The organism is Ignavibacteriota bacterium (assembly GCA_016707525.1).
GTDB lineage: Bacteria > Bacteroidota > Ignavibacteria > UBA10030 > UBA6906 > JAGDMK01.
The window spans coordinates 223,745-244,956 of record JADJHP010000008.1 but is presented as its reverse complement, the minus strand read 5'-3'; the positions used below and the strand labels follow the sequence as shown (position 1 = coordinate 244,956).

Sequence of the window (21,212 nt, the reverse complement as noted above, 5' to 3'; positions counted from 1 at the left end):
TATAGGCAAATCACATGCCAAACAAGACAATACTTGTCCTATTTGAGGGTCGATCAGAAATCTGTCAATTGCCTTGCCCGGTGGATCGCAAGGAGCAGGAGGGCCCGGTTCATTTTCAAAAATGGGAAACCGCTGCAGAATCGTTCGCACGATTGAGAAATCCCGGCGGGCGGTGACGACCGCTCCTTGACCGCGCGCGGAGGATCGGGTTTTCTGCAATGAACGTCACCCCCGTGCAGACGCGAACCCATGCCACTCTCATCCACTCACCGGATACCATCCGGTGTGCGGTCCCCCGTGTGAGGCCCGCTGCCTCACGTACGTTGCTCTTCGAAGCTGATTCGTTGCCTCAGATGAGTTTCTATTCATCATTTTGGTGATTTGGGCCCCCGCTGGTGGGGAGTGTGGTTGACAATCCCCCACATAATTCCGTACCATTGAACACCCTATGGACAAATTCGTGATCCGGGGCGGCAAGCCCCTTACCGGCACCGTCAGCATCAGCGGCGCCAAGAATTCTACGCTCGCATTGATGCCCGCCGCACTTCTCGCGGGCGGCACATTCCACTTGAAGAACACTCCCGCCCTGCGGGATGTTCATACCATGGCCGCATTGCTGCGGTCGATGGGCGCCCATGCCGAGCTGAAGGACCACCTCCTGACGCTCGACACCACCGGCGTGAACGTGTACGAGGCTCCTTACGAGCACGTGAAGAAGATGCGGGCATCGATCTATGTGCTCGGTCCGCTCATCGCACGGTTCGGCCGCGCGCGCGTCTCGCTCCCCGGCGGCTGCGCCTGGGGCCCCCGCCCTGTGAATCTTCACATCGAAGCGATGAAGAAGCTCGGCGCGGAGATCGATCTGCATGAGGGGTATATCCATGCACGTGCGGGGCGGTTGACCGGCGCGCGCGTCCACTTCGACGTGTCCAGCGTCGGGGCGACGGGCAACACGATGATGGCCGCGGTGCTTGCCCGCGGGACCACGCTCATCGACAATGCTGCCATCGAGCCCGAGATCACCCAGCTTGCGGAATTCCTTGTGTCCATGGGAGCGAAGATCAACGGCGTCGGCACCAGCCGCCTCGAGATCCAGGGCGTGGATGCACTGCACGCTGCCGACATCGAGACGATCCCGGACCGCATCGAGGCCGGCACGTTCCTGGTGGCAGCGGCACTCTGCGGCGGCACCATCACCCTCACGGGCGTCGAACCCCTGCACCTCGATGCCGTCATCGGAAAACTGGAAGATGCCGGTGCCCGTGTCACGATCGAGGGCAGAACCATCACGCTCTCCGCACCGCGTACGCTCACTGCGGTGGATGTGACGGCGAATATCTATCCGGGTTTTCCCACCGATATGCAGGCGCAATGGACCGCGCTCATGGCGCTGACGGACGGGACCTCCGTGGTGACCGACACGATCTATTTCGATCGTTTCAAGCATATCCCTGAAATGATCCGCCTTGGCGCCGACATCGAAGTGAAGGACAACGCGGCCATTGTCCGCGGTGTCCGGCGGCTCACCGGCGCCAAGGTGATGTCCACCGACCTGCGTGCTTCGGCATCGCTCATCCTTGCCGGCCTTGTCGCCGAAGGGACCACCGAGGTCCTGCGCGTGTACCATCTGGATCGAGGCTACGAAACGATCGAGAGGAAACTCCGTGCCCTCGGAGCCGACATCGAACGCGTTGCCGGGGAAGAATTCTGACCCGGCACGCTCCATGACCGCATCACCGCCGCACCGTCGCATCCTGTTCGTTGCGGCAGGGATCTATGCGGCCCTTGCCGTCCTCTGCACGCTGATCCCGCTGTTCGACCATCCCGGCTTCGAGTTCGCCTTCGTGTTCGCGATCGCCGGGCCTCTCGTCGCGGGCTGCATCACCATCATGCGTGCCTCCCGGCGCTACCACGCCGCAGAAGGAGCACTGCCGTTCTCCGTCCTGCGCGAGTTCTCCGCCGCGCTCGGCATCAATCTCGCCCTGCTCATTGTCCCGCTGACGATCATCTTCCTCAACGGACTCCGTGTGCCGCTGTGTGATGTCGGGGAGGGGATCGCATTCTTCTTCCTTCTGCCGGTGGCCGGGGTGTGCTTCGCGGTTGCCCTCGGACTCTTCTGCACCGTCCACTACCGCTGGCCGAAGGCCATGTTCGCCGCGGTGTTCCTCCTCTCGATCGCGTATGCGGGGTATCTCGGGTACGCAACGCCCGCGATCTTCTCCTACAACCTCTTCTACGGCTACTTCCCCGGACTGTCCTACGACGAGCTTCTGCCGCTGGAATGGCCACTCATTGCCTACCGGGTCTTCACTCTCGGCGTGGCAGCGCTGCTGGTATGGCTGACGGCGCTCATCGTCGAGCACAGCCGGCCGGGCGACAGTGTGGTACGCAAGGGATACACGCTGGTGCGCACGTTGTGGAAGGAGTACCTGCACGTGGCGCTGGGCATCCTGGCCCTCCTGTTCCTGCTTGTCGTGTTCCGTTGTGAGCTCCGATGGGAATCCACCGCGGGCGTCATCCGTGCGCGCCTCGGTGGCCTCACAGAGACACAGCATTTTTCGATCTACTACGATGTAGCCACGGTGACCCCTGCTGCTGCCGAGCGGTTGGGGGCCGAACACGAATTCCAGCTTGCGCGCATTCAGGAACAGTTCGTGCTGCCGCACGTCGAACGTATCGCCTCGTATGTGTATCCATCCGCGGAAGCGAAGCGGCGCGCGATCGGTGCAGGCCAGACCGAACTTGCGAAGCCCTGGCTCCGTGAGGTGCATATCACCGCGCAGAGTGTGGACGCAACATTGAAGCACGAACTGGTGCATGTCGTGGCGGCGCCGTTCGGGATGCCGCTCATCCATGCGAGTACCAGCCCGGGGCTCACCGAAGGCCTTGCCATCGCTGTGGAAGGGACATGGGGTGGCAGAACGCTCGCGGAACATGCAGCCCTTCTGCGGCGGGCGGGGTTGATGCCGCCGATGGAACACATGCTCGGCGCAACGGGCTTCATCGCACAATCGTCCTCTGTGAGTTATGTCCTCGCGGGTGCATTCGCGAAGCATCTCATCGACCGCTACGGGATGCGCCGCTTCCTCCTGGTCTACGGCAGGCCCTCCTATGAGGAGATCTATGGCCACGCTCTTCCCGATCTGATCGCCGGCTGGCATCGTTCGTTGGACAGCATCGCGTACGACCCCGCAGATTCGTTGACGGCCGATGTCCTCTTCCGGCGTCCGCCCCTGCTCGGCAAGGTCTGCGTGCGTCTGTACGCACGCCGGTTGCGGGAAGCGCAGCGCCTCGTGGCAGATCACGACTATGACGGTGCGCTGCCCTTGTACCGGGACCTCGCAGCCGTGGGCGGGTACGAGGCCCTTGCCGGACTCATGAACCTGCGTGCGCGCCGGCAGGAGTACAACGCCGTGATCGACCTCTATGACTCCCTGCGGGCGCATGACCGTCGTCCATCGCGGTATCTCCCGCTGGCGATCGTTGCGGGTGATGCAGCATGGGCTCTCGGCGATCCGTTCCGCGCCCGTGCGCTGTATGCAACCGTCCGGACAGCGCATATCACCCCATCGCTCACCGAGACTGCGGCGATCCGGCTGCTTGCGATCGGGGACAGTGCGGCCGGTCCCGGGCTTCGCACGTTCTTCCTGTCCGATGCGTCGGACACCGCCCGTGTCCAGATGCTGATCGCGCCCACGAACACTCCCGGAGATTCGCTCCGGTGGTACCTGCGCGGGCGGCTGCTGTTCCGCATGCAGCGATACGACGAGGCGCGTCATTTCTTTGAGAGCGCCAGCTTCCGGGGCGCCGATCCCGTGCTCGAGAGGGCGCGCTGTGTTGCCCTCGGCGATGCCGAACTCCGTTCGGGCCGTCTGCAGTCCGCGCGTGCATCGTACTGGTCGGCCCTCAATTCTGATAGCCGTGCGGCCGCCGTCCTCGAGATCGACGAGCGGATCGCACGGTGTGAGTTCCTGGAGCACGACCAATGACGGCACCGTTCCGCCCGCAGCGTATCCTCATCACCCGTATGAAGTTCATCGGCGATGTCGTGCTGACGACACCGGTCATCCGTTCGCTCCGCCACGCGATCCCGGATGCCTACATCGCCTATATGGGTGATGCCGGTGCGGTGTCGCTCCTCGAGCAGAACCCCTCTCTCAACGAGATCATCCCGTTCGATTTCTCCGCGCCGACCCTTCGGGAGCAGCCGCGTGTGGCATGGCTCCTGCGCCGGAGGAAGTTCGACATGGTGATCGATCTCTTCGGCAATCCGCGCAGTGCGCTTCTCACGCGGCTTTCGGGTGCGCCCGTGCGGGTGGGGCTCGATCGTCCCGGCCGCGGACGCTTCTATACCGTGCGTGTGCAGGATGCCCCCCGCAGGAAGACCGCGGTGGAATTTCACGAACAGTTCCTGCAGGCGGTGGGCATCGAGCCCGTGTACCACACGCCGGAGATCTTTCTTTCGGATGGCGAGCGGCGTGCGGGCGAGGAAGTGTTGGGCGGAGGCGGACGCGTCGTTCTTCTTCACCCGGGGGCGACATGGCCGGCGAAGAGGTGGACGCCGGAAGGGTTCGCCGGGGTGGCGGCGCGGCTGCAGAAGGAGTTCAACGTTGAGGTCGTGCTGACGGGTGGCCCGAAGGACGTTGAGGTGGTTCAGAAGGTCGGTACGCTGGCGGGTGGCTCACTCCGGACGTTCATCGGGCTTCCGCTCCGGCAGCTTGCCGCCCTGTATGCTGCTGCGGCCGTGGTGGTGTCGAACGATGCCGGTTCGATGCACATCGCAGCGGCGGTTGGCACTCCCACGATCGGGCTTTTTGGCCCCGGGGAGGAGGATATCTGGTTCCCGTACGACCCGGCGTTGGGCCACAAGGCACTCCGCAGGGATGTGCCATGCCACCCATGTCACCTTGATCTCTGCACCCGTGAAGGGGACGGATACATGGAGTGCATGAAGTTGCTCACCGTGGATGAGGTCACGGGTGCGGTGGAAGGGGCGTTGAACCGTTCCATCCGTTGATTTTGTAATGTCTTTTGCCGTTCTTTTCAGGTCATACCATGACGTTCGAACCCAAGGAGAAGAGAAATAATGAAGACTACGATCATTGATGCCATTGCCCGCGAGATCCTGGATTCCCGCGGAAACCCCACCATCGAGGTGGATGTCGAGCTTGAAAGCGGTATCATCGGCCGGGCAGCGGTGCCGAGCGGTGCCTCCACCGGCGAAAATGAGGCCGTGGAGCTGCGTGACGGCGACAAGTCGCGCTACCTCGGCAAGGGCGTGTTGAATGCCGTTGAGAATGTGAACAATATCATTGCCACCGAGATCACCGGCCTCGATGTATTTGACCAGATCGGGATCGACACCCTGATGATCCAGCTGGACGGGACGCCGACCAAGGCCAAACTGGGCGCGAATGCGCTTCTGGGCGTCTCCCTGGCGGTTGCCAAAGCCGGCGCGTTGGCCACGGGCATGCCGCTCTATAAATATATCGGCGGCACGAATGCCAAGACCCTGCCGGTCCCGATGATGAACATCCTGAACGGCGGCAAGCACGCCGACAACAACGTGGACTGCCAGGAATTCATGATCGTGCCGGTAAAGGCCGACCGTTTCTCTGAAGGCCTTCGCATGGGCGTTGAAGTGTTCCATGCCCTGAAGGCTGTGCTCTCGAAGAAGGGTCTCAACACCGCGGTCGGGGACGAAGGCGGGTTCGCACCGACCCTCAAGTCGAACGACGAAGCCATCGAAGTGATCCTCGAAGCCATCACCAAGGCGGGCTACAAGCCGGGCGAGGACCTCTTCATCGCGCTGGACGTGGCCTCGTCGGAAATGATGGACAACGGCAAGTATCTCTTCTATAAGTCCGACAAGTCCACGAAGACCTCCGCCCAGATGGTCGCGTTCTACGAGAACTGGGTGAAGCAGTACCCGATCATCTCGATCGAGGACGGCATGGCCGAGGGCGATTGGGAAGGCTGGAAGCTGCTGACCGAAGCGCTGGGCAAGAAGGTCCAGCTGGTTGGCGACGATCTGTTCGTGACGAACACCCAGTTCCTGAAGAAGGGCATCGATATGGGTGTGGCGAATTCGATCCTGGTGAAGGTGAACCAGATCGGCACGCTCACCGAGACGCTCGATGCGATCGAGATGGCGAAGCGCGCAGGGTACACCACGGTCATCAGCCATCGTTCGGGCGAGACCGAGGATGCGACCATTGCGGACATCGCCGTGGCGACGAATGCCGGACAGATCAAGACCGGCTCGGCGAGCCGCACGGACCGCATCGCGAAGTACAACCAACTCATCCGGATCGAAGAGGCGCTGGGCGACACCGCCATCTATCCGGGTCTTGCTGCATTCACCAAAAAGTAAAAGACGATCATGGCGCAGGTCATCAAGTTTGGAACCGACGGATGGCGAGCGGTCATCGCCGACGATTTCACATTCGCCAATCTCGAGCGTGTGGCCCTGGCAACAGCGCGGTACTACAAGGGGCACAAGAAGATCCGCAACGGCATTGTGATCGGGTATGATGCCCGGTTCATGTCGAGGGAGTTCGCGGAAAAGAGCGCGGAAGTGATCGCCAATGCCGGCATCCTGGTGAAGTTGGCGGACGGTATCGTTACGACCCCGATGATCTCCTTACTGACGAAGATGGAGAACGCCGCGGGCGGCGTGGTCATCACGGCCAGCCACAATCCGTCGCGCTACAACGGCTTCAAGATCAAGGGCGATTTCGGCGGCCCGGCCCATCCGGAGATGATCGCGAAGGTGGAGAAGGAACTCGCGAAGGTCATGAAGTTGAAGACCGTCCCCGCGGGCAAGTTCTCCTTCAAGCAGCTGGTGGAGAAGAAGAAGATCGTTCCCATCAGCATGAAGAAGCGGTACCTTGATGACCTGGCCACGAAGATCAATATCGGTGCGATCCGCAGTGCGGGCATCCGGATCCTCTATGATGCGATGTACGGCGCCGCGCAGTCGGCGGCGCTGGACCTCGTACCCGAGATCACGATGATGCACGAGACATTCAACCCGTCGTTCGAGGGTGTGAACCCCGAACCGCTGGCCCACAACCTGGGCACACTGATGGCACGGGTGAAGAAGGAAGGATTCGGGATCGGCATCGCCACCGACGGCGATGCCGACCGGATCGGCGCGGTGGATGAGAACGGGAACTTCGTGGATTCGCACCGCATCTTCTCACTCCTCCTGAAGTACTTCGTGGAGCAGAAGGGGATGAGGGGCGAAGTGGTGAAGTCGTTCTCGGTCACCCAGATGGTGAATGACCAGTGTGCGAAGTACGGCCTCGTGATGCACGAGACCCCGGTCGGGTTCAAGCACATCTGCCGGCTGATGACGGAGAAGGATGTGTTGATCGGCGGCGAGGAGAGCGGCGGCCTGGGCGTGAAGGGACATATCCCCGAGCGCGATGGGATCTTCCTGGGCCTGATGTTGTGCGAGATGATGGCGGTGCGCAAGAAGCCGCTCGGTGCCCTGGTGCAGGAGCTCATGGACGAGTTCGGCCAGCACGAGTTCAAGCGTATCGACCTGCATACGACCGAGAAGGAAAAGGTCGCGATCATGAAGAAGTACACGCGCGGCGTGAAAGAGATCGCGGGGTATCCGGTGACGGGGCGGCTGGACACCGACGGGTTCAAGTTCTTCGTGGACCACGGATGGGTGTTGGTGCGCGCATCGGGGACCGAGCCGTTGATCCGCTTCTATGCGGAAGCGGACAGTATGGCGAAGGTGGACGCCCTGCTGGCCGCAGCGACGAAGATCTAGAATTCGGAAGACAGTGTGGTTCGGTCTGGTGCCCCCCGCGCCACGAAACCGCCGGGGGAAGCGCATTCATCAGACAGGTTTCGTGGCACAGGGGGCACGGACGGGGCCACACCCCCTGAAAGATCGTCGTGGTGTGCGAGAAGCTTCGGCATAGCGGGGACATGAGAAGGAAGAGTCGATGTCATCCATGATGTACTATACGATCATGCCCGACGGTACCGTGAAGCAGTTGAATCCCTTCACGGGCACCGAGGTGTGGGCTGTTGCCGGCCGGCGCAGCAAGCCGATCACCAATGAAGCCCCGGTGACCGCGAAACCGGTCGAGAAACACTCTCCCGAGGACTATTGCAGTTTCTGTCCGCCCCGGTATTACGAGACCGCCCCCGAAAAATCGCGCCTCATCTGCACCAACGGGCGGTGGGAGCGGATCGATCTGCTGGCGCCGGACCGGTATTTCGAGAGCACCGCCGAGTTCCGCCGCACCGGGAACATGTTCGAGATCGTGACGCTGGACTACTGGCGGAAGAATTATGCGTACAAGATGCCGGCATCGCGCGTGAAGTGGCGCGAGGACTATCTTGCCACCCCTGCCGGCCTGAAGCACATCACGGACATCGTGCATTACAAGCTGCACCGCGAGGGGAAGACCGACGAGCAGATGGAGAAGATGCCGCTGGCGGACAAGCTGGCGATCGCCGATGCGTTCTTCGGCGGCGGGCACGAGATGGTGATCGCGAAGCGGCACTTCAAGGATGATGCGAAGCTGGATTCGGACCTGTACTCTTCCGGCGAGATGACGGAGGATGAGCACTACTGGTATTTCAAGCTGACGATCGATTCGATCCGCGACATCACGATGAACAACCGCTATGTGCGGTACATCAGCGTGTTCCAGAACTGGCTCCGCCCTGCGGGGGCATCGTTCGACCACCTGCACAAGCAGCTGGTGTCGCTGGACGAATGGGGTGCATCGATCGGCGACCAGATCAAGATGGTGCGCGACGATGCGAATGTGTTCAATGAGTTCGGCGTGAACTTCGCCGCCCACCACAATCTGGTGTTCGCCGAGAACGATTATGCGATCGCGTATGCAGGCATCGGCCACCGCTACCCGACCATCGAGATCTACTCGCGGTCGCAGGCCGGGCGGCCGTACGAACATACGGATGAAGAGATCCGCGGGATGAGCAATCTCGTGCATGCCGTGCATGCGGCCATGGGGAGCGGGATCTCGTGCAACGAGGAATGGTACTATACGCCCATCGACGCGGTCTACAAGATGCCATGGCATGTGCTGATCAAGTGGCGCGTGAATGTGCCGGCCGGCTTCGAGGGGGGGACCAGCATCTTCATCAATCCGATGACGCCCATCGACCTGCGCGACAGAATGGTGCCGCGTCTCTACAAGTTGCGTGATGAAGGGAAGATCGGCTGGGCCCGTATCGCCGAAGAGTGCCGCGTCGATCCTAATCCGCTCAAGTACTATCTGAAGTGACCGGAGGCGGCGCATCCCGGCACCTCCTGCGGTTGCCGGCACTGCCTCCGGACTTGCCCTGCGTACACAACCATGATCGCTGCCGTCAATATCGCGCTGCAGTTCGGGGAGCGGTGTCTCCTCGACGACGTGACGTTCCATATCGGACCCCACGACCGTATCGGTCTCGTCGGCTCCAATGGCGCGGGCAAGTCCACGCTCCTCCGTATCCTTCTCGGCGAGAACACCCCTGATACCGGTGTCGTCACACGGGCGAAGTACGTGACGGTGGGGTACCTCCCCCAGGAAGGCCCCGCGCTCACCGGCCGCACGCTGTACACCGAAGTGGAATCCGTCTTCGCGGACATCATTCAGACCCAGCGCGACCTCACCGCGGTGCAGGAGGCGATGGCGAAGGAGCCGCCGGAGAGCGACGCTGCGCGCGAATTGCTCGAGATCTACGGCGAACTGCAGCACAAGCTGGAAGCTTCCGATAGTTTCCGCATCCAGTCGGCGATCGAGAAGGTCCTCATCGGCCTCGGGTTCACCGCTACGGACTTCCCGCGCCTGACCGAGGAGTTCAGTGGCGGCTGGCAGATGCGCATCGCGCTGGCGAAGCTCCTGCTGCAGCAGCCCTCCCTGTTGCTGCTGGATGAGCCCACGAACCATCTGGACCTCGACTCGCTGGAGTGGCTGGAAGAGTATCTCCAGACGTACGAAGGCGCGGTCATGATCGTGTCGCACGACCGCCGCTTCCTCGATACGATGACGAAACGGACGTTCGAACTCACCGGCGGAGAACTCATCGAGTACGCCGGGAACTATACGTTCTCGATGAAGGCGCGCGAGGAGCGCCGCATCCACCTCGAAGCGGCCTGGCGCAATCAGCAACAGCAGATCAAGCAGACCGAGCGGTTCATCGAGCGGTTCCGGTACAAGGCAACGAAGGCACGGCAGGTACAGAGCCGCATCAAGGCGCTCGACAAGATCGAACGCGTCGAGCTGGAAGACGACGAGAACGAGATCCGCTTCTCCTTCCCGCCGGCGCCGTCCTCCGGACGCGTCGTGATGACGCTGAAGGGGATCGTGAAGCATTACGATGCGCTGGAGGTCTTCAACGGGGTGGACTTCGAGGTCGACCGCGGCGACCGGATCGCGTTCGTTGGCGTCAACGGCGCGGGCAAGTCGACGCTCGCACGCATCATCGCCGGCGTGGAGCCGTACGACAGCGGCGAACGCCTGCCCGGCCATAACGTGTCCGTTTCGTACTTCGCCCAGCATCAGGCCGAAGAGCTGAACCCGTCCTTCGATGTGCTGCAGACCGTCGAGTCCGTTGCCACCGGGGATATCCGCACACGCCTCCGCTCGCTCCTCGGGTCGTTCCTGTTCACGGGCGATGATGTGTTCAAAAAGGTGAGCGTCCTGTCCGGCGGCGAGAAGAGCCGCCTGGCCCTTGCCAAGATGCTTCTCGTGCCATCCAATCTGATCGTGCTGGACGAACCGACGAACCATCTGGACATGCGCTCGAAGGCCGTTCTGCAGGAAGCCCTTGCCGCGTTCGAAGGGTGTCTGATCGTCGTGTCGCACGATCGCGATTTTCTGGATCCCCTGGTGACGAAGGTCGTGGAGTTCCGGAGCGGCAGTATCCGCACGTATCTGGGATCGGTGAGCGAGTACCTCGCGTCGCGGCACCGTGAGGCCACCGCGGCAGCATCGTCAGCAGCGGCGCAGCAACCGCAGGCTCTGACGGCGGCCGTCTCGGACCGTGACCGGAAGCGGCGTGAGGCCGAGATCCGGCAGGAGCGTTACAAGAAGGTCGGCCCGCTCCAGAAGAAGCTGGCGGTCGTGGAAAAGGCCATCGCCGCCCTCGAAGCCGAGAAAGCCGTGCTCGAAGAGACCATGGCGGACGTGGATCTGTACAAAGGCCCCGAGAAGATCCGCGAGGTGAATGCCGCGTACAAATCGGTCGGCGACAAACTGCAGGACCGCTATCACGAATGGGGCAAGGTGTCCGAAGAGCTCGAGCGCCTGATGGCACACTACGATGCGGAGATGGCGCGGATATGATGAAACGAGGTGATGCGATCACGCTCACGGTGGAGCGTTTCGGTGCGGAAGGGAAGAGTGTTGCCCGCGTGGAAGGGTTCGTCGTCTTCATCCCGGGAGGCATTCCCGGAGATACCGTGACGGCGCGCATCACGCGTGTCAGCAAGAACTTTGCCGAGGCACAGGTGATGGCGGTCCAGGTGCCGTCAGCGCTCCGCACGCAGCCCCGGTGTGCGTACTACGGGACGTGTGGTGGGTGTTCCTGGCAGCATCTGTCGTATGCCGGGCAGTGCGAGTTCAAGCGCCAGCAGGTCGTGGACGCTCTGGAGCGCATCGGTGGATTCACGGAGCCTGCGGTGCACCCCACGCTCGGCGCGGCGAACGAGTATTACTATCGCAACAAGATGGAGTTCTCGTTCGGCGTGCGGTGGCTCACCGCGGAGGAAATGACGCACCTCAAGGCGGAAGGGACGCAGAGCACGCCGGCCGATCAGTTCGCCCTCGGCCTGCATATCCCGCGGCGGTTCGACAGGGTGTTGGACCTGCGCGAATGTCACCTGCAGTCGGTGGAGAGCGCGACGATCCTGAATGCGGTCCGCGACTGGGCCCTCGCGAAGGAGCTCACGATCTACTCGACGTTCACGCACACCGGCTATCTGCGCAACCTGGTGATCAGGGAAACACGGCACACGGACCAGCGCATGGTGAACCTTGTGACGTCGGAAGAACGGCCCGCGTTGATGGACGAGTTCCGCGCCATGCTCCTCGACCGTTTCCCGTCCACGACCACGATCGTGAACAACATCACCGATCGGAAATCCCAGGTGGCGCTGGGCGACCGGGAGGTCGTGCTGCACGGGCCGGGATGGATCACCGAACGGATCGGAACGCGCTCGTACCGGGTGTCGGCGAATTCCTTCTTCCAGACCAACACCCTGCAGGCCGAGCGGCTCTATGACACGGTCCGTGCCTTTGCCGCGCTGAAGCCGCACGAGACCGCGTTCGATCTGTACTCCGGCACGGGGACCATCGCGCTGCATGTCGCTGATGATGCAGGGCAGGTGATCGGCGTCGAAGCCGTTGCTTCTGCCGTGGAGGATGCGCGCAGGAATGCCGAAACGCATGGCGTCACCAACTGCCGGTTCGTGCTCGGCGACCTGAAGGACCGTGTGCTCGACCGGGGTGTGGAAGCGGAGTTGCATGTGAAGCCGGATGTGGTGATCTGCGACCCGCCGCGTGCCGGAATGCACCCGGGGGTCGTCGCATCGATCCGTGCGCTTGCGCCGGCGCGGATCGTGTACGTCAGCTGCAACCCGGCCACGCAGGCGCGCGATCTGAAGCTCCTGTGCGATGAGGGGCTGTACGATCTGCGGGAATCGCAACCCGTGGACATGTTCCCGCATACCAATCATGTTGAGAACGTCGCGTCTCTGACCCTTCACGGAGGATCCTGATGCGGGTTGCGGGGGCAACGATCGCATTGAGTCTGCTGCTGCTGACGGCCGCTCTGGGGGGGGAAGGCGACCGGAAGATCATCTTTGCCGTGCGTACCACGCTGACCCCCGACGTGGATGGATGGCTGAACGATCCGTGCTGGCGCAAGGCGGTGCCGGTCACCGACTTCATCCAATACGATCCTGTCGAGGGTGAAGAACCTTCCGAACCCACCACCGTCCGCCTCCTCTACGATGACCATGCCCTCTATGTGGGCGTCGAATGCAACGACAGCGAGCCTGCGGGAGTTGTGAAGCGGCTCAGCCGCCGCGACCGCACCACGGAGGCCGATCGCTTCACCGTGATGATCGACTCCTACATGGATCACCAGACGGGTTTCGTTTTCTCCACGAACGTTTCCGGCGTCCAGAGCGACGGGATCCTGTCGCAGGGAGGGAGCGTCTACGATCTGACCTGGGATGCCGTCTGGTCGGTGCAGACCCGCCGCCACCGCAACGGATGGTCCGCGGAGTTCGCCATACCATGGAATGCCCTTCGCTTCGCCAGCAATGCATATCACTGGGGCATCAACTTCCGCCGGTACATCAGCCGCAAGAAGGAGACCCTTGAATGGGCGATGGTGCCCAGGAGCGAAACCTATGCGATCCCCCGCTGGGGGATGGTCCAGGGGCTCGATGGTATCCAGCCACCATTGCATCTTGAAGTGACGCCCTATGTGTCGGCCACCCGCACCATGACGACGGGTCAGACGCCGGGTGGCGCCCCGGCGGGCACCGAGTACGGGTATGGCGCCGACATCAAGTACGGGCTCTCCCGGAACTTCACACTCGACGCGACGTTCAATCCCGATTTCGGTCAGGTGGAAGTGGACCAGTCCGTCCTGAATCTCACCGTCTTTGAGACCCGATTCCCGGAGAAGCGGCCGTTCTTCGTGGAAGGGGCGCAGATGTTCACATTCGGCGGGAGTGTGGACAACACGCCGCTCACGCTCTTCTTCAGCAGGCGCCTCGGGAGGCAGCCCCGCTTCGCGAACACGGTGCCGTTCGCATACGGGAATACGGTTCAGGAGAATCCGCAACTGACAACGATCCTCGGTGCGGTGAAGGTGACAGGCCGGACGGCCGATGGGCTTTCGGTTGCGGCGCTCTCGTCGGTGACCGATGAGGAGTTTGCGCGCATCACCCCTCCGGGGCAGCCGGGGTTCGCGGTTCGCACGGAGCCGCGGGCGACGTATACTGTGGCGCGGGTGAAGCAGGAGTGGCACGATGGCAGTTGGTTGGGGGGCATGGCGACCGTCGCGGCGTTCCACCATGGGCGTCCCGCGCTCTCGGGTGGCGTCGACTGGAATGCCCGGGTGTTCGACGGTTCCTATACGGTGGACGGCTATCTTGCCGGTGTGCGTGCGGCGAGCGGCGACGGAGCGGCAGGCCGTATGCTGGTCTCACGGTTGAATGCGGAACATTGGATCACGACCGCCTCGTACGATTTCTCTGGTAAGCATTTCAATCCGAACGATCTCGGGTTCTTCGCCCAACCCCATGACCACGGGGGGTACGTTCAGGCGGTGTACCGCGAGAATCTTGCGGAGGGGTTGTTCCGGCGATACACCTTCGCCCTGAATCCGGAGATGCGCTGGAATTGGGCCGGCATCCGCACGCATGCGTTGGTGCGCGGCGATGCCGTGGGGGAATTCAGCAATTTCTGGTTCGGCATGGTGACCGTGGAGCGTGCGCTCCCGGCGTTTGATGACGAAGAGCGCGGCATCATCGGCCTGTACCGCAGGCCGGGCAATACGATGGTCTCCGCCACTGTCGAAACAGACGACCGTCATGCGTTGAGTGCGACGGCCGTCGCCGGATACAAGCATGAGGACGACGGCGCGTGGACCTGGTACGGCAGCGCCGCGCTCACGATCCGCCCGTCGGCATGGATGGAGTTGAATCCGGGCATCTCCTATCAACGCACGCGTGATGAACGTGCCTGGGTCTATCCGGATGGGAGCGTGCTCGACGCAGCGGTCGCCCCCGCGCGCTTCAGTGTCTTCGGCACGCGGGACCTGCAGCTCCTGGACCTTTCGCTGCACGGGATCATAACATTCACGCGCACGCTCAGCGTGCAGTTCTTCACGCAGGTATTCCTGACGCGTGGCGGGTACGGGGAATTCTTCCGGCTCCTGCCATCGGGCGTGCTGACGCCCTACGGTTATCGGGGCGATGCGTCCTACTACAGCCATGACTTCAATGCGGTGACGCTCAACGCGAACGTCCTGTTGCGGTGGGAGTATCTTCCTGGCAGCACGGTCTATCTGGTGTGGACCCAGGCGCGATATGGTAACAACGGGTTGTACGGCCTGGGGTTGATGCAGGGGTTCAAAGAGGTGTTGCAGTTGCCGCGTGAAGATGTGCTTCTGCTCAAAGGCAGTTACTGGTTCTCGTTGTAGCCCGTTAAGAAGTATGAACTACGAATTCTAAGTTCTTATTTCTTAAGTGTTCTCTCGAAGAATTCCACGATCCGCCGGAAGTATTCCTCTCCCCCCACCTCCGCCATGTTATTGTGGCGTGCCCCCTGGATGAGCCAGAGTTCCTTCGGTTCGTTCGCGTTCGCGTAGACACGCTCCGTATAGGTGTGCCTGATCAGATTGTCCGTGGTGCCATGCATGAAGAGGATCGGCACCCGCACGTTGCGTACTGCTTCGAGGGGTGACACGGCCGAGGCCTTGAAGTGTGCGATGTGTTCCGAACGCTTGATGACGATGTTGCGGAGGTAATGCCAGGGGACCTTCACGATCCGTTTCTGGTATTCGTCGTACACCGTGCGGAGGGTTGCGAAGCCGCTTTCGGCCAGAACGCTGGACACCCGTGGATCGAGTGCGGCGACCTGAATGGCCACCGCTGCGCCCATCGACGAGCCCATCAGCCCGATCTTGCCGATCTGTATGTCTTTCCTGTCCTCCAGATACGAGATCACGGTCGAGGTGTCGTGCTTCTCGTAGAAGCCGTAGGTACAGAAACGCCCGCCGCTGTCGCCATGCCTGCGCGAATCGTACAGAAAGACATTGAATCCGGCATCGTGGAGACGGCGGGCGACGGGGAGTCCGACGATCACGCATTCGCTCACCCCATGCAGGAAGATCACCGTGCCGCGGGGCGTGCCCCCGGCGGGGATGAACCAGCAGTGCAGCGGGATGCCTTCGGCGCTGGTGATGGTCAGTTCTTCGTGCGCCAGTCCGAGGTCGGAGGGGTGGAGGACCGTTGTGAGCCTCCGGTAGTATTCGATGGTGCGCCGGTGGGGTTGCAGCAGCATCACCGGGCCGATCACCAGGAGCACCATGGAGATGAACACCATGAAGAGGACAACGAACAGCAGTATGGCGGCGAGAACGGTCATACGTCAATATACGTAGCACCCCGTGTCGAAGCAACAAACTCTTTGCTTCTCGGGACTCTCCTTCGTATGTTGACTGCCAGACACTATGAAGACATCGTCCTCTCCCCGCCGTGTCGCGATCGTCCACGAATGGTTCACCTCCATGCGTGGCGGTGAGAAATGCGTTGAAGCCCTCTGTGAGGTCTATCCGGACGCCACGCTCTTCGTCCTCCTGCACACCAGGGGTACGGTATCCCCCATCATCGAACGGATGCCGATCCGTACATCGTGGATAGCGAAGCTCCCGTTCGCGCGTGAGCGCTACCGTCATTACCTCCCGTTGTTTCCCGCTGCTGTCCAGGCACACGACCTGAGCGGATTCGATCTGGTGATCAGTTCGCATCATTGCGTAGCGAAGGGTGTGCGCGTTCCGGCGGGGGCGCTGCACATCTGCTATTGCTATACACCGATGCGGTACATCTGGACGCAGTACGAGGATTATTTCGATCCCGAACGTTCGGGGCTGCTCACGCGGATCGGCATGAGGTTGTTCGTGAACCGGCTTCGTGCGTGGGACCTTGCGACGGCCGGGAACCCCCACAAGTATATCGCGATCTCCCGGAACATCCGGGACCGGATCACAACGATCTATAACCGTGACTCGGATGTGATCTATCCGCCCGTCGAGACCGCTGTGTTGCCGGTGTCGAAGCAGAACGATGGCTTCGCGCTTGTGGTGAGTGCCCTTGTTCCGTACAAACGGGTGGATCTCGCCGTGGAGGCATGCACCAGGCTCGGCCGGCAGCTTGTTGTGATCGGCGATGGGCCGGATCTCGGAAGGTTGCAGCGGCTTGGCGGGCCGACTGTCCGGTTTCTCGGGTGGCAGAACGATGACGTGGTCCGCGACCATTTCGCCCGGTGTTCGTGTGTGCTGTTCCCCGGCGAGGAGGATTTTGGGATCGTCCCCGTTGAAGCCATGGCGTGTGGCAAACCCGTGGTTGCCTATGCCCGGGGAGGGGCGCTGGAGACCGTCCTGGTTGGCTCCGATCGTCGGACAGGGGTTCTGTTCGAGGAGCAGACATCGGTGGCGCTTGCGGCAGCGATCCAGGAGTGCGACGGTCAGCGCTTCGATCCGGATGTCCTGCACGCCTGGGCTCTGGAGTTCGACAGGGAGTTGTACAAGAAGCGTATGGCCGACTTCATCGAGAAGGCGTGGGTGGAATTCAAGGGTGGAAGTCCGCAACCATAAGCCGTGAAACATGTTACCGGAATGGTCGCGTTGACTTTCGGACGGGCTTTTTGTATCTTTCTGTTCATTATAAGAAGAAGGCATGCAGGGACAGGAAGCGAAACGCAAGCATACCACCCGTCTGTATGATGTTCTTGTTGTGCCATCGGGCGACAAGAGCAAGCCGCTGCAGTTCACGGCGGGATGGTGGAAGATCGGCACTGCGGCAGCGGGTGTCTTCGCGGTCTGTGCCGCGATCGTACTGGCGATCCTGATGTTCACGCCTGCCATGGAATATCTGCCCATCCCGAATCCGGCCCTCGAGGCGCGGTACGGGCGGCAGTTGGTTGAAACACAGCAGCAGCTCCACTCGCTCGCAGAGGATGTGATCCTTCTGCGCGAATACAATACGAACCTGCGCCGGGCACTCGGACAGGAGGGGACGGCGGGCCCCGTGGTGGAGTTGCGCGATTCGGCATCGCACAGGCAGAATGTGGCGGGGTCCGATCCCGGGCCGCACAACGGGCCGACGCACACGCTGCCGATGGGTGCGGACGATCTGGTCGATGTCCAGCAGCAGCCGCAGAGTGTGCATCAGGCTCTGCAGGCCGCATCGATGTCCGATCACAGCGTGGCACCGCAGGCGCGGCGGCTTGAACTCCCGCTCCTGCTGCCCGTGGAAGGGTTTGTGTCGCAGGGGTATGATCTTGCCCGGCGGCATTTCGGTCTGGACATCGCGGCGAAGCGCGGCTCTCCCGTGCAGTCGCCCGCGGATGGCCACGTGGTGTATGCAGGTTGGACGTACGAGGATGGGAACACGCTGGTCATCTCGCACGGATCGGGATACCTGACGGTGTTCAAGCACAATCAGACGCTGCTGACATCGGTCGCAAGCCCGGTGAAACGCGGCGAAGTGATCGCGCTTCTCGGGTCATCAGGCAAGACGAGCCAGGGTCCTCATCTGCATTTTGAGGTGTGGAAAGACGGGATCCCGCGCGATCCCAACGAGTTGTTGATGACACCCGCGCGCTTGCAGTAGCGGGTGCTTTCCCGGGAACGGGATCAGGAAATTTCGTACAAGACAGAGGCGGAGTGCCATGGCAGACAAGCAGAGCGGCGGCGAGTTGAGCCTCCTCGGAACGGGGACGGTTGTGGAGGGAAAGATCCGGACGGAAGGAAGCATACGGATCGATGGGAAGCTTGTAGGCGATCTCAATGCGAAGGCGAATGTCGCCGTTGGCCTCGGCGGTGCGGTGGAGGGCAACCTGAGTGGCAAGAATGTCTCGCTCGCAGGAAAGGTCACCGGCACCGTGACGGCTATCGAGAAGCTGGTGCTCGAAAGCAAGTCGGTGGTGAAGGGCGACATCCGTGCGACCCGCCTTGTCGTGGATGAAGGCGCGGCGTTCGACGGTCAGTGTGTGATGACGACGGGTGCAATGCCTGCGCCGAAGCACGGCGCCTGACGGGTGAGCACGCCGGGCTCAAACGGGCCTGAGACCAGCGGGCCCGGTGGGTGGCTTGGTGCCACGGGGCCGTATCTGACCATGGGTATGGAGCTGGCGATCGCGGTCGTCGGCATGTTCTTCATCGGGCGATGGATCGACGCGGCGTGGAACACTGCGCCGTGGGGCATGTTCACCGGCCTTGCGATCGGCGTCGTGGGCGGTTTCATCCGGTTCATCCGCAGGGCATTGGCCCTGGGGCGGGCGGAGGACGATGTCGACGGAACAAAGGGCGGGCAACGGTAACGTGAGTGCGATGAAACGTTTTGCGCTGCAGGTGGCGGTGACGCTCGGAGTGACCGCGTCGATCGCCGTGTGGCCGCTGATGCGGTACGCGTCGGAGGACGTGGTCGTTGCGGTGGTGACCGGGGCGGTGCTGAGCACGGTGAATGTGCTGGCAGGTTTCCTGGCGATCCAGCTCACGTTCCAGGGATCGTACACCCGGTTCCTGAAGGCCGTGCTGGGAGGGATGGGGATCAGGATGGCGGTCATGCTCGGCATGCTGCTCGTGCTGATCCTGGTGGCGCATATGCATGCGGTGGCATTGACCGTGACGCTTGTGGGTTGCTCGATGATCTATCTGGTGCTGGAGATCTTCGCGCTCCAGAAAATGATGGAAGTCAAGAACCAAGGATAACGACACGTGATGTTCACAGGGTCGGAAGCATCAGCAGATACCGTCCACGCCGTGGCGGACACGCTTCATGCGGCGGCAGGACACGCGGCAGCCGGACATGCGGCGGCGGGAGGTGAACATGGCGGCAACCTGTTCACCACGCTGTTGCATCACGTTCAGGATTCACATGTGCTGGAGCTCCCGTTCATACATTATGAGCTCCCCCACCTGCCTTCCTTCACCGTGGCAGGGATCACGTTCGATATGTCGATCACGAAACACGTGGTCTTCATGTGGGTCGCAGCGGTCCTGCTCATTGCGGTGGGAACGATCGTCGCACGCCGCAACAGCACACGCAAGGTGCCGACCGGGTTCGGCAACCTCATCGAGGTCTTCGTGGTGTTCGTCCGGGATGATATCGTTGTCCCGAACATGGGCACGGCCGGCATCACGTACATGCCGTACCTGCTGACCACATTCTTCTACATCCTGTTGATGAATCTGCTCGGGATCATCCCGTACGGCGCATCGTCCACCGGCAACGTGAATGTGACGGCAGGGCTTGCCATCATCGCCTTCGTGATGATCCAGGCGTCCGCCATCCGTGCGCAGGGATTCGGGCATTATCTGAAACACCTCACGGGTGGAGTGCACTGGGCACTCTGGCCGATCATGGTCCCGATCGAGATCCTCGGACTCTTCACCAAGCCGTTCGCGCTCTGCATCCGTCTCTTCGCGAACATGACCGGCGGACACATCGTGATCGTATCGCTCATCGGGTTGATCTTCATCTTCAAGAGTTATGTCATTGCGATAGCCCCTGCCGGGTTCGTGGTGGGGATCACGTTCCTGGAGTTGTTCGTTGCGTTCCTGCAGGCGTATATCTTTACGATGTTAACGTCGTTGTTCATGGGCCTTGGCATGCAGTCGGAAGAGCACGCCCCGGCCGAAGGTCACGGTCACTGATCGCTCACTCACACACTCTCTCTCTGGAGGATTTTCCCATGGAAGCAAATGCACTCGGTTATCTGGCAGCAGGCCTCGGCGCAGCCCTCACCGTCATCGGCGCAGGCCTCGGTATCGGCAAGCTGGCCGCGGCGGCCATGGAAGCAAGCGGTCGCCAGCCGGAAGTCGCGGGCCAGGTCCGGACGTCCATGCTGATCGCCGCCGCCCTCATCGAAGGTGCGACGTTCTTCGCCCTCGCGATCTGCATCATTCTCGCAACCAAGTAACCCGGACGGAACAGACCGATGCTCGATATCAACCCCGGACTCATCCTCTGGACGATCCTGACGTTCGTGATCGTTCTGGTGATCCTGCGACGCACGGCATGGAAGCCGCTGCTCACAGCGCTGAAGGAACGTGAGGACTCGATCCGCACGTCCCTGCACGACGCCGAAGAGGCGCGGAACCAGGCGCAGAAGCTTCTGGACGAGAACAAGAAGCTGATGGCCACCGCCGAAACGCAGTCGCAGAAGATCATCAAGGAAGGTCGTGACATGGCCGAGCGGCTGAAGGCCGAGATCCTGGAGAAAGCCAACGCGTCGTCGCAGCAGATGGTGCTGCAGGCGCGTGAGGAGATCCAGCGTGAGAAGGAAAGCGCCCTGACCCAGCTCCGTTCCGAGGTGGCCGATCTTGCCATCACGGCGGCCGGGAAGATCCTGGACGCGAACCTCGATCCCGCAAAGCAGCGTGCGATCGTGGACGCCGCGATACGCGATATCAACAAAGGATAACAC

The 21,212-nt window shown here is 61.8% G+C and carries 18 protein-coding genes; 17 read left to right on the top strand and 1 reads right to left on the bottom strand.

From position 1 onward, the window contains the following. Positions 1 to 448 precede the first annotated feature (448 nt). The 9 genes from murA to IPI01_14065 all read left to right on the top strand — a co-directional run bounded on the left by murA (position 449) and on the right by IPI01_14065 (position 15,201). On the top strand, positions 449 to 1,711 hold the full coding sequence (murA, locus tag IPI01_14105; GenBank protein MBK7258902.1) for a UDP-N-acetylglucosamine 1-carboxyvinyltransferase: 1,263 nt from the start codon (positions 449 to 451) through the stop codon (positions 1,709 to 1,711). Continuing rightward, the gene (locus IPI01_14100) at positions 1,665 to 3,989 is read left to right on the top strand and encodes a hypothetical protein (GenBank protein ID MBK7258901.1); all 2,325 of its coding nucleotides are present in this window, start codon (positions 1,665 to 1,667) and stop codon (positions 3,987 to 3,989) included. The genes murA and IPI01_14100 overlap by 47 nt, the downstream gene beginning before the upstream one ends. Further along, a complete protein-coding gene (locus IPI01_14095) occupies positions 3,986 to 5,017 on the top strand; it encodes a glycosyltransferase family 9 protein (GenBank protein MBK7258900.1) in 1,032 nt (343 codons plus the stop codon). The genes IPI01_14100 and IPI01_14095 overlap by 4 nt, the downstream gene beginning before the upstream one ends. 69 nt (positions 5,018 to 5,086) lie before the next feature. After that, entirely contained in the window at positions 5,087 to 6,373 is a 1,287-nt protein-coding gene (eno, locus tag IPI01_14090) for a phosphopyruvate hydratase (GenBank protein MBK7258899.1), read from the top strand. Positions 6,374 to 6,382: 9 nt separating this feature from the next. Further along, complete coding sequence (locus IPI01_14085; GenBank protein MBK7258898.1) at positions 6,383 to 7,786, top strand: phosphoglucomutase/phosphomannomutase family protein; 1,404 nt, start codon at positions 6,383 to 6,385, stop codon at positions 7,784 to 7,786. Positions 7,787 to 7,964: 178 nt separating this feature from the next. Then, the gene (locus IPI01_14080; protein MBK7258897.1) at positions 7,965 to 9,281 is read left to right on the top strand and encodes a DUF4921 family protein; all 1,317 of its coding nucleotides are present in this window, start codon (positions 7,965 to 7,967) and stop codon (positions 9,279 to 9,281) included. 72 nt (positions 9,282 to 9,353) lie between these two features. Next, positions 9,354 to 11,327 carry an ABC-F family ATP-binding cassette domain-containing protein gene (locus IPI01_14075; protein ID MBK7258896.1) on the top strand — a complete coding sequence of 658 codons (1,974 nt, stop codon included), beginning with the start codon at positions 9,354 to 9,356 and terminating at the stop codon, positions 11,325 to 11,327. Further along, on the top strand, positions 11,324 to 12,760 hold the full coding sequence (gene rlmD, locus IPI01_14070; GenBank protein ID MBK7258895.1) for a 23S rRNA (uracil(1939)-C(5))-methyltransferase RlmD: 1,437 nt from the start codon (positions 11,324 to 11,326) through the stop codon (positions 12,758 to 12,760). The genes IPI01_14075 and rlmD overlap by 4 nt, the downstream gene beginning before the upstream one ends. Beyond that, on the top strand, positions 12,760 to 15,201 hold the full coding sequence (locus IPI01_14065; GenBank protein MBK7258894.1) for a carbohydrate binding family 9 domain-containing protein: 2,442 nt from the start codon (positions 12,760 to 12,762) through the stop codon (positions 15,199 to 15,201). Before rlmD ends, IPI01_14065 begins: the two co-directional genes overlap by 1 nt. 35 nt (positions 15,202 to 15,236) lie before the next feature. Here the strand turns inward: IPI01_14065 and IPI01_14060 are convergent, their stop codons facing one another. Then, positions 15,237 to 16,148 (bottom strand): alpha/beta fold hydrolase, encoded by a 912-nt coding sequence (locus IPI01_14060; protein ID MBK7258893.1) that lies wholly within the window; start codon positions 16,146 to 16,148, stop codon positions 15,237 to 15,239. Positions 16,149 to 16,233: 85 nt separating this feature from the next. Between IPI01_14060 and IPI01_14055 the strand changes: the two genes are divergently transcribed. The 8 genes from IPI01_14055 to atpF all read left to right on the top strand — a co-directional run bounded on the left by IPI01_14055 (position 16,234) and on the right by atpF (position 21,209). Continuing rightward, positions 16,234 to 17,376, top strand: coding sequence for a glycosyltransferase (locus tag IPI01_14055; protein ID MBK7258892.1), 1,143 nt, complete (start codon positions 16,234 to 16,236; stop codon positions 17,374 to 17,376). Between the two features lie 82 nt (positions 17,377 to 17,458). Continuing rightward, on the top strand, positions 17,459 to 18,394 hold the full coding sequence (locus IPI01_14050) for a M23 family metallopeptidase (GenBank protein MBK7258891.1): 936 nt from the start codon (positions 17,459 to 17,461) through the stop codon (positions 18,392 to 18,394). A gap of 58 nt (positions 18,395 to 18,452) precedes the next feature. Beyond that, a complete protein-coding gene (locus IPI01_14045; protein ID MBK7258890.1) occupies positions 18,453 to 18,818 on the top strand; it encodes a polymer-forming cytoskeletal protein in 366 nt (121 codons plus the stop codon). An 81-nt stretch (positions 18,819 to 18,899) separates the two neighbouring features. Beyond that, positions 18,900 to 19,103 (top strand): AtpZ/AtpI family protein, encoded by a 204-nt coding sequence (locus IPI01_14040; GenBank protein ID MBK7258889.1) that lies wholly within the window; start codon positions 18,900 to 18,902, stop codon positions 19,101 to 19,103. Then, positions 19,072 to 19,494 (top strand): hypothetical protein, encoded by a 423-nt coding sequence (locus tag IPI01_14035; GenBank protein ID MBK7258888.1) that lies wholly within the window; start codon positions 19,072 to 19,074, stop codon positions 19,492 to 19,494. Before IPI01_14040 ends, IPI01_14035 begins: the two co-directional genes overlap by 32 nt. A gap of 6 nt (positions 19,495 to 19,500) precedes the next feature. Continuing rightward, positions 19,501 to 20,439 carry a F0F1 ATP synthase subunit A gene (gene atpB, locus IPI01_14030; protein MBK7258887.1) on the top strand — a complete coding sequence of 313 codons (939 nt, stop codon included), beginning with the start codon at positions 19,501 to 19,503 and terminating at the stop codon, positions 20,437 to 20,439. 38 nt (positions 20,440 to 20,477) lie between these two features. Continuing rightward, positions 20,478 to 20,705, top strand: coding sequence for an ATP synthase F0 subunit C (gene atpE / locus IPI01_14025; protein ID MBK7258886.1), 228 nt, complete (start codon positions 20,478 to 20,480; stop codon positions 20,703 to 20,705). 18 nt (positions 20,706 to 20,723) lie between these two features. Next, positions 20,724 to 21,209 (top strand): F0F1 ATP synthase subunit B, encoded by a 486-nt coding sequence (gene atpF / locus IPI01_14020; protein ID MBK7258885.1) that lies wholly within the window; start codon positions 20,724 to 20,726, stop codon positions 21,207 to 21,209. Positions 21,210 to 21,212 lie beyond the last annotated feature (3 nt).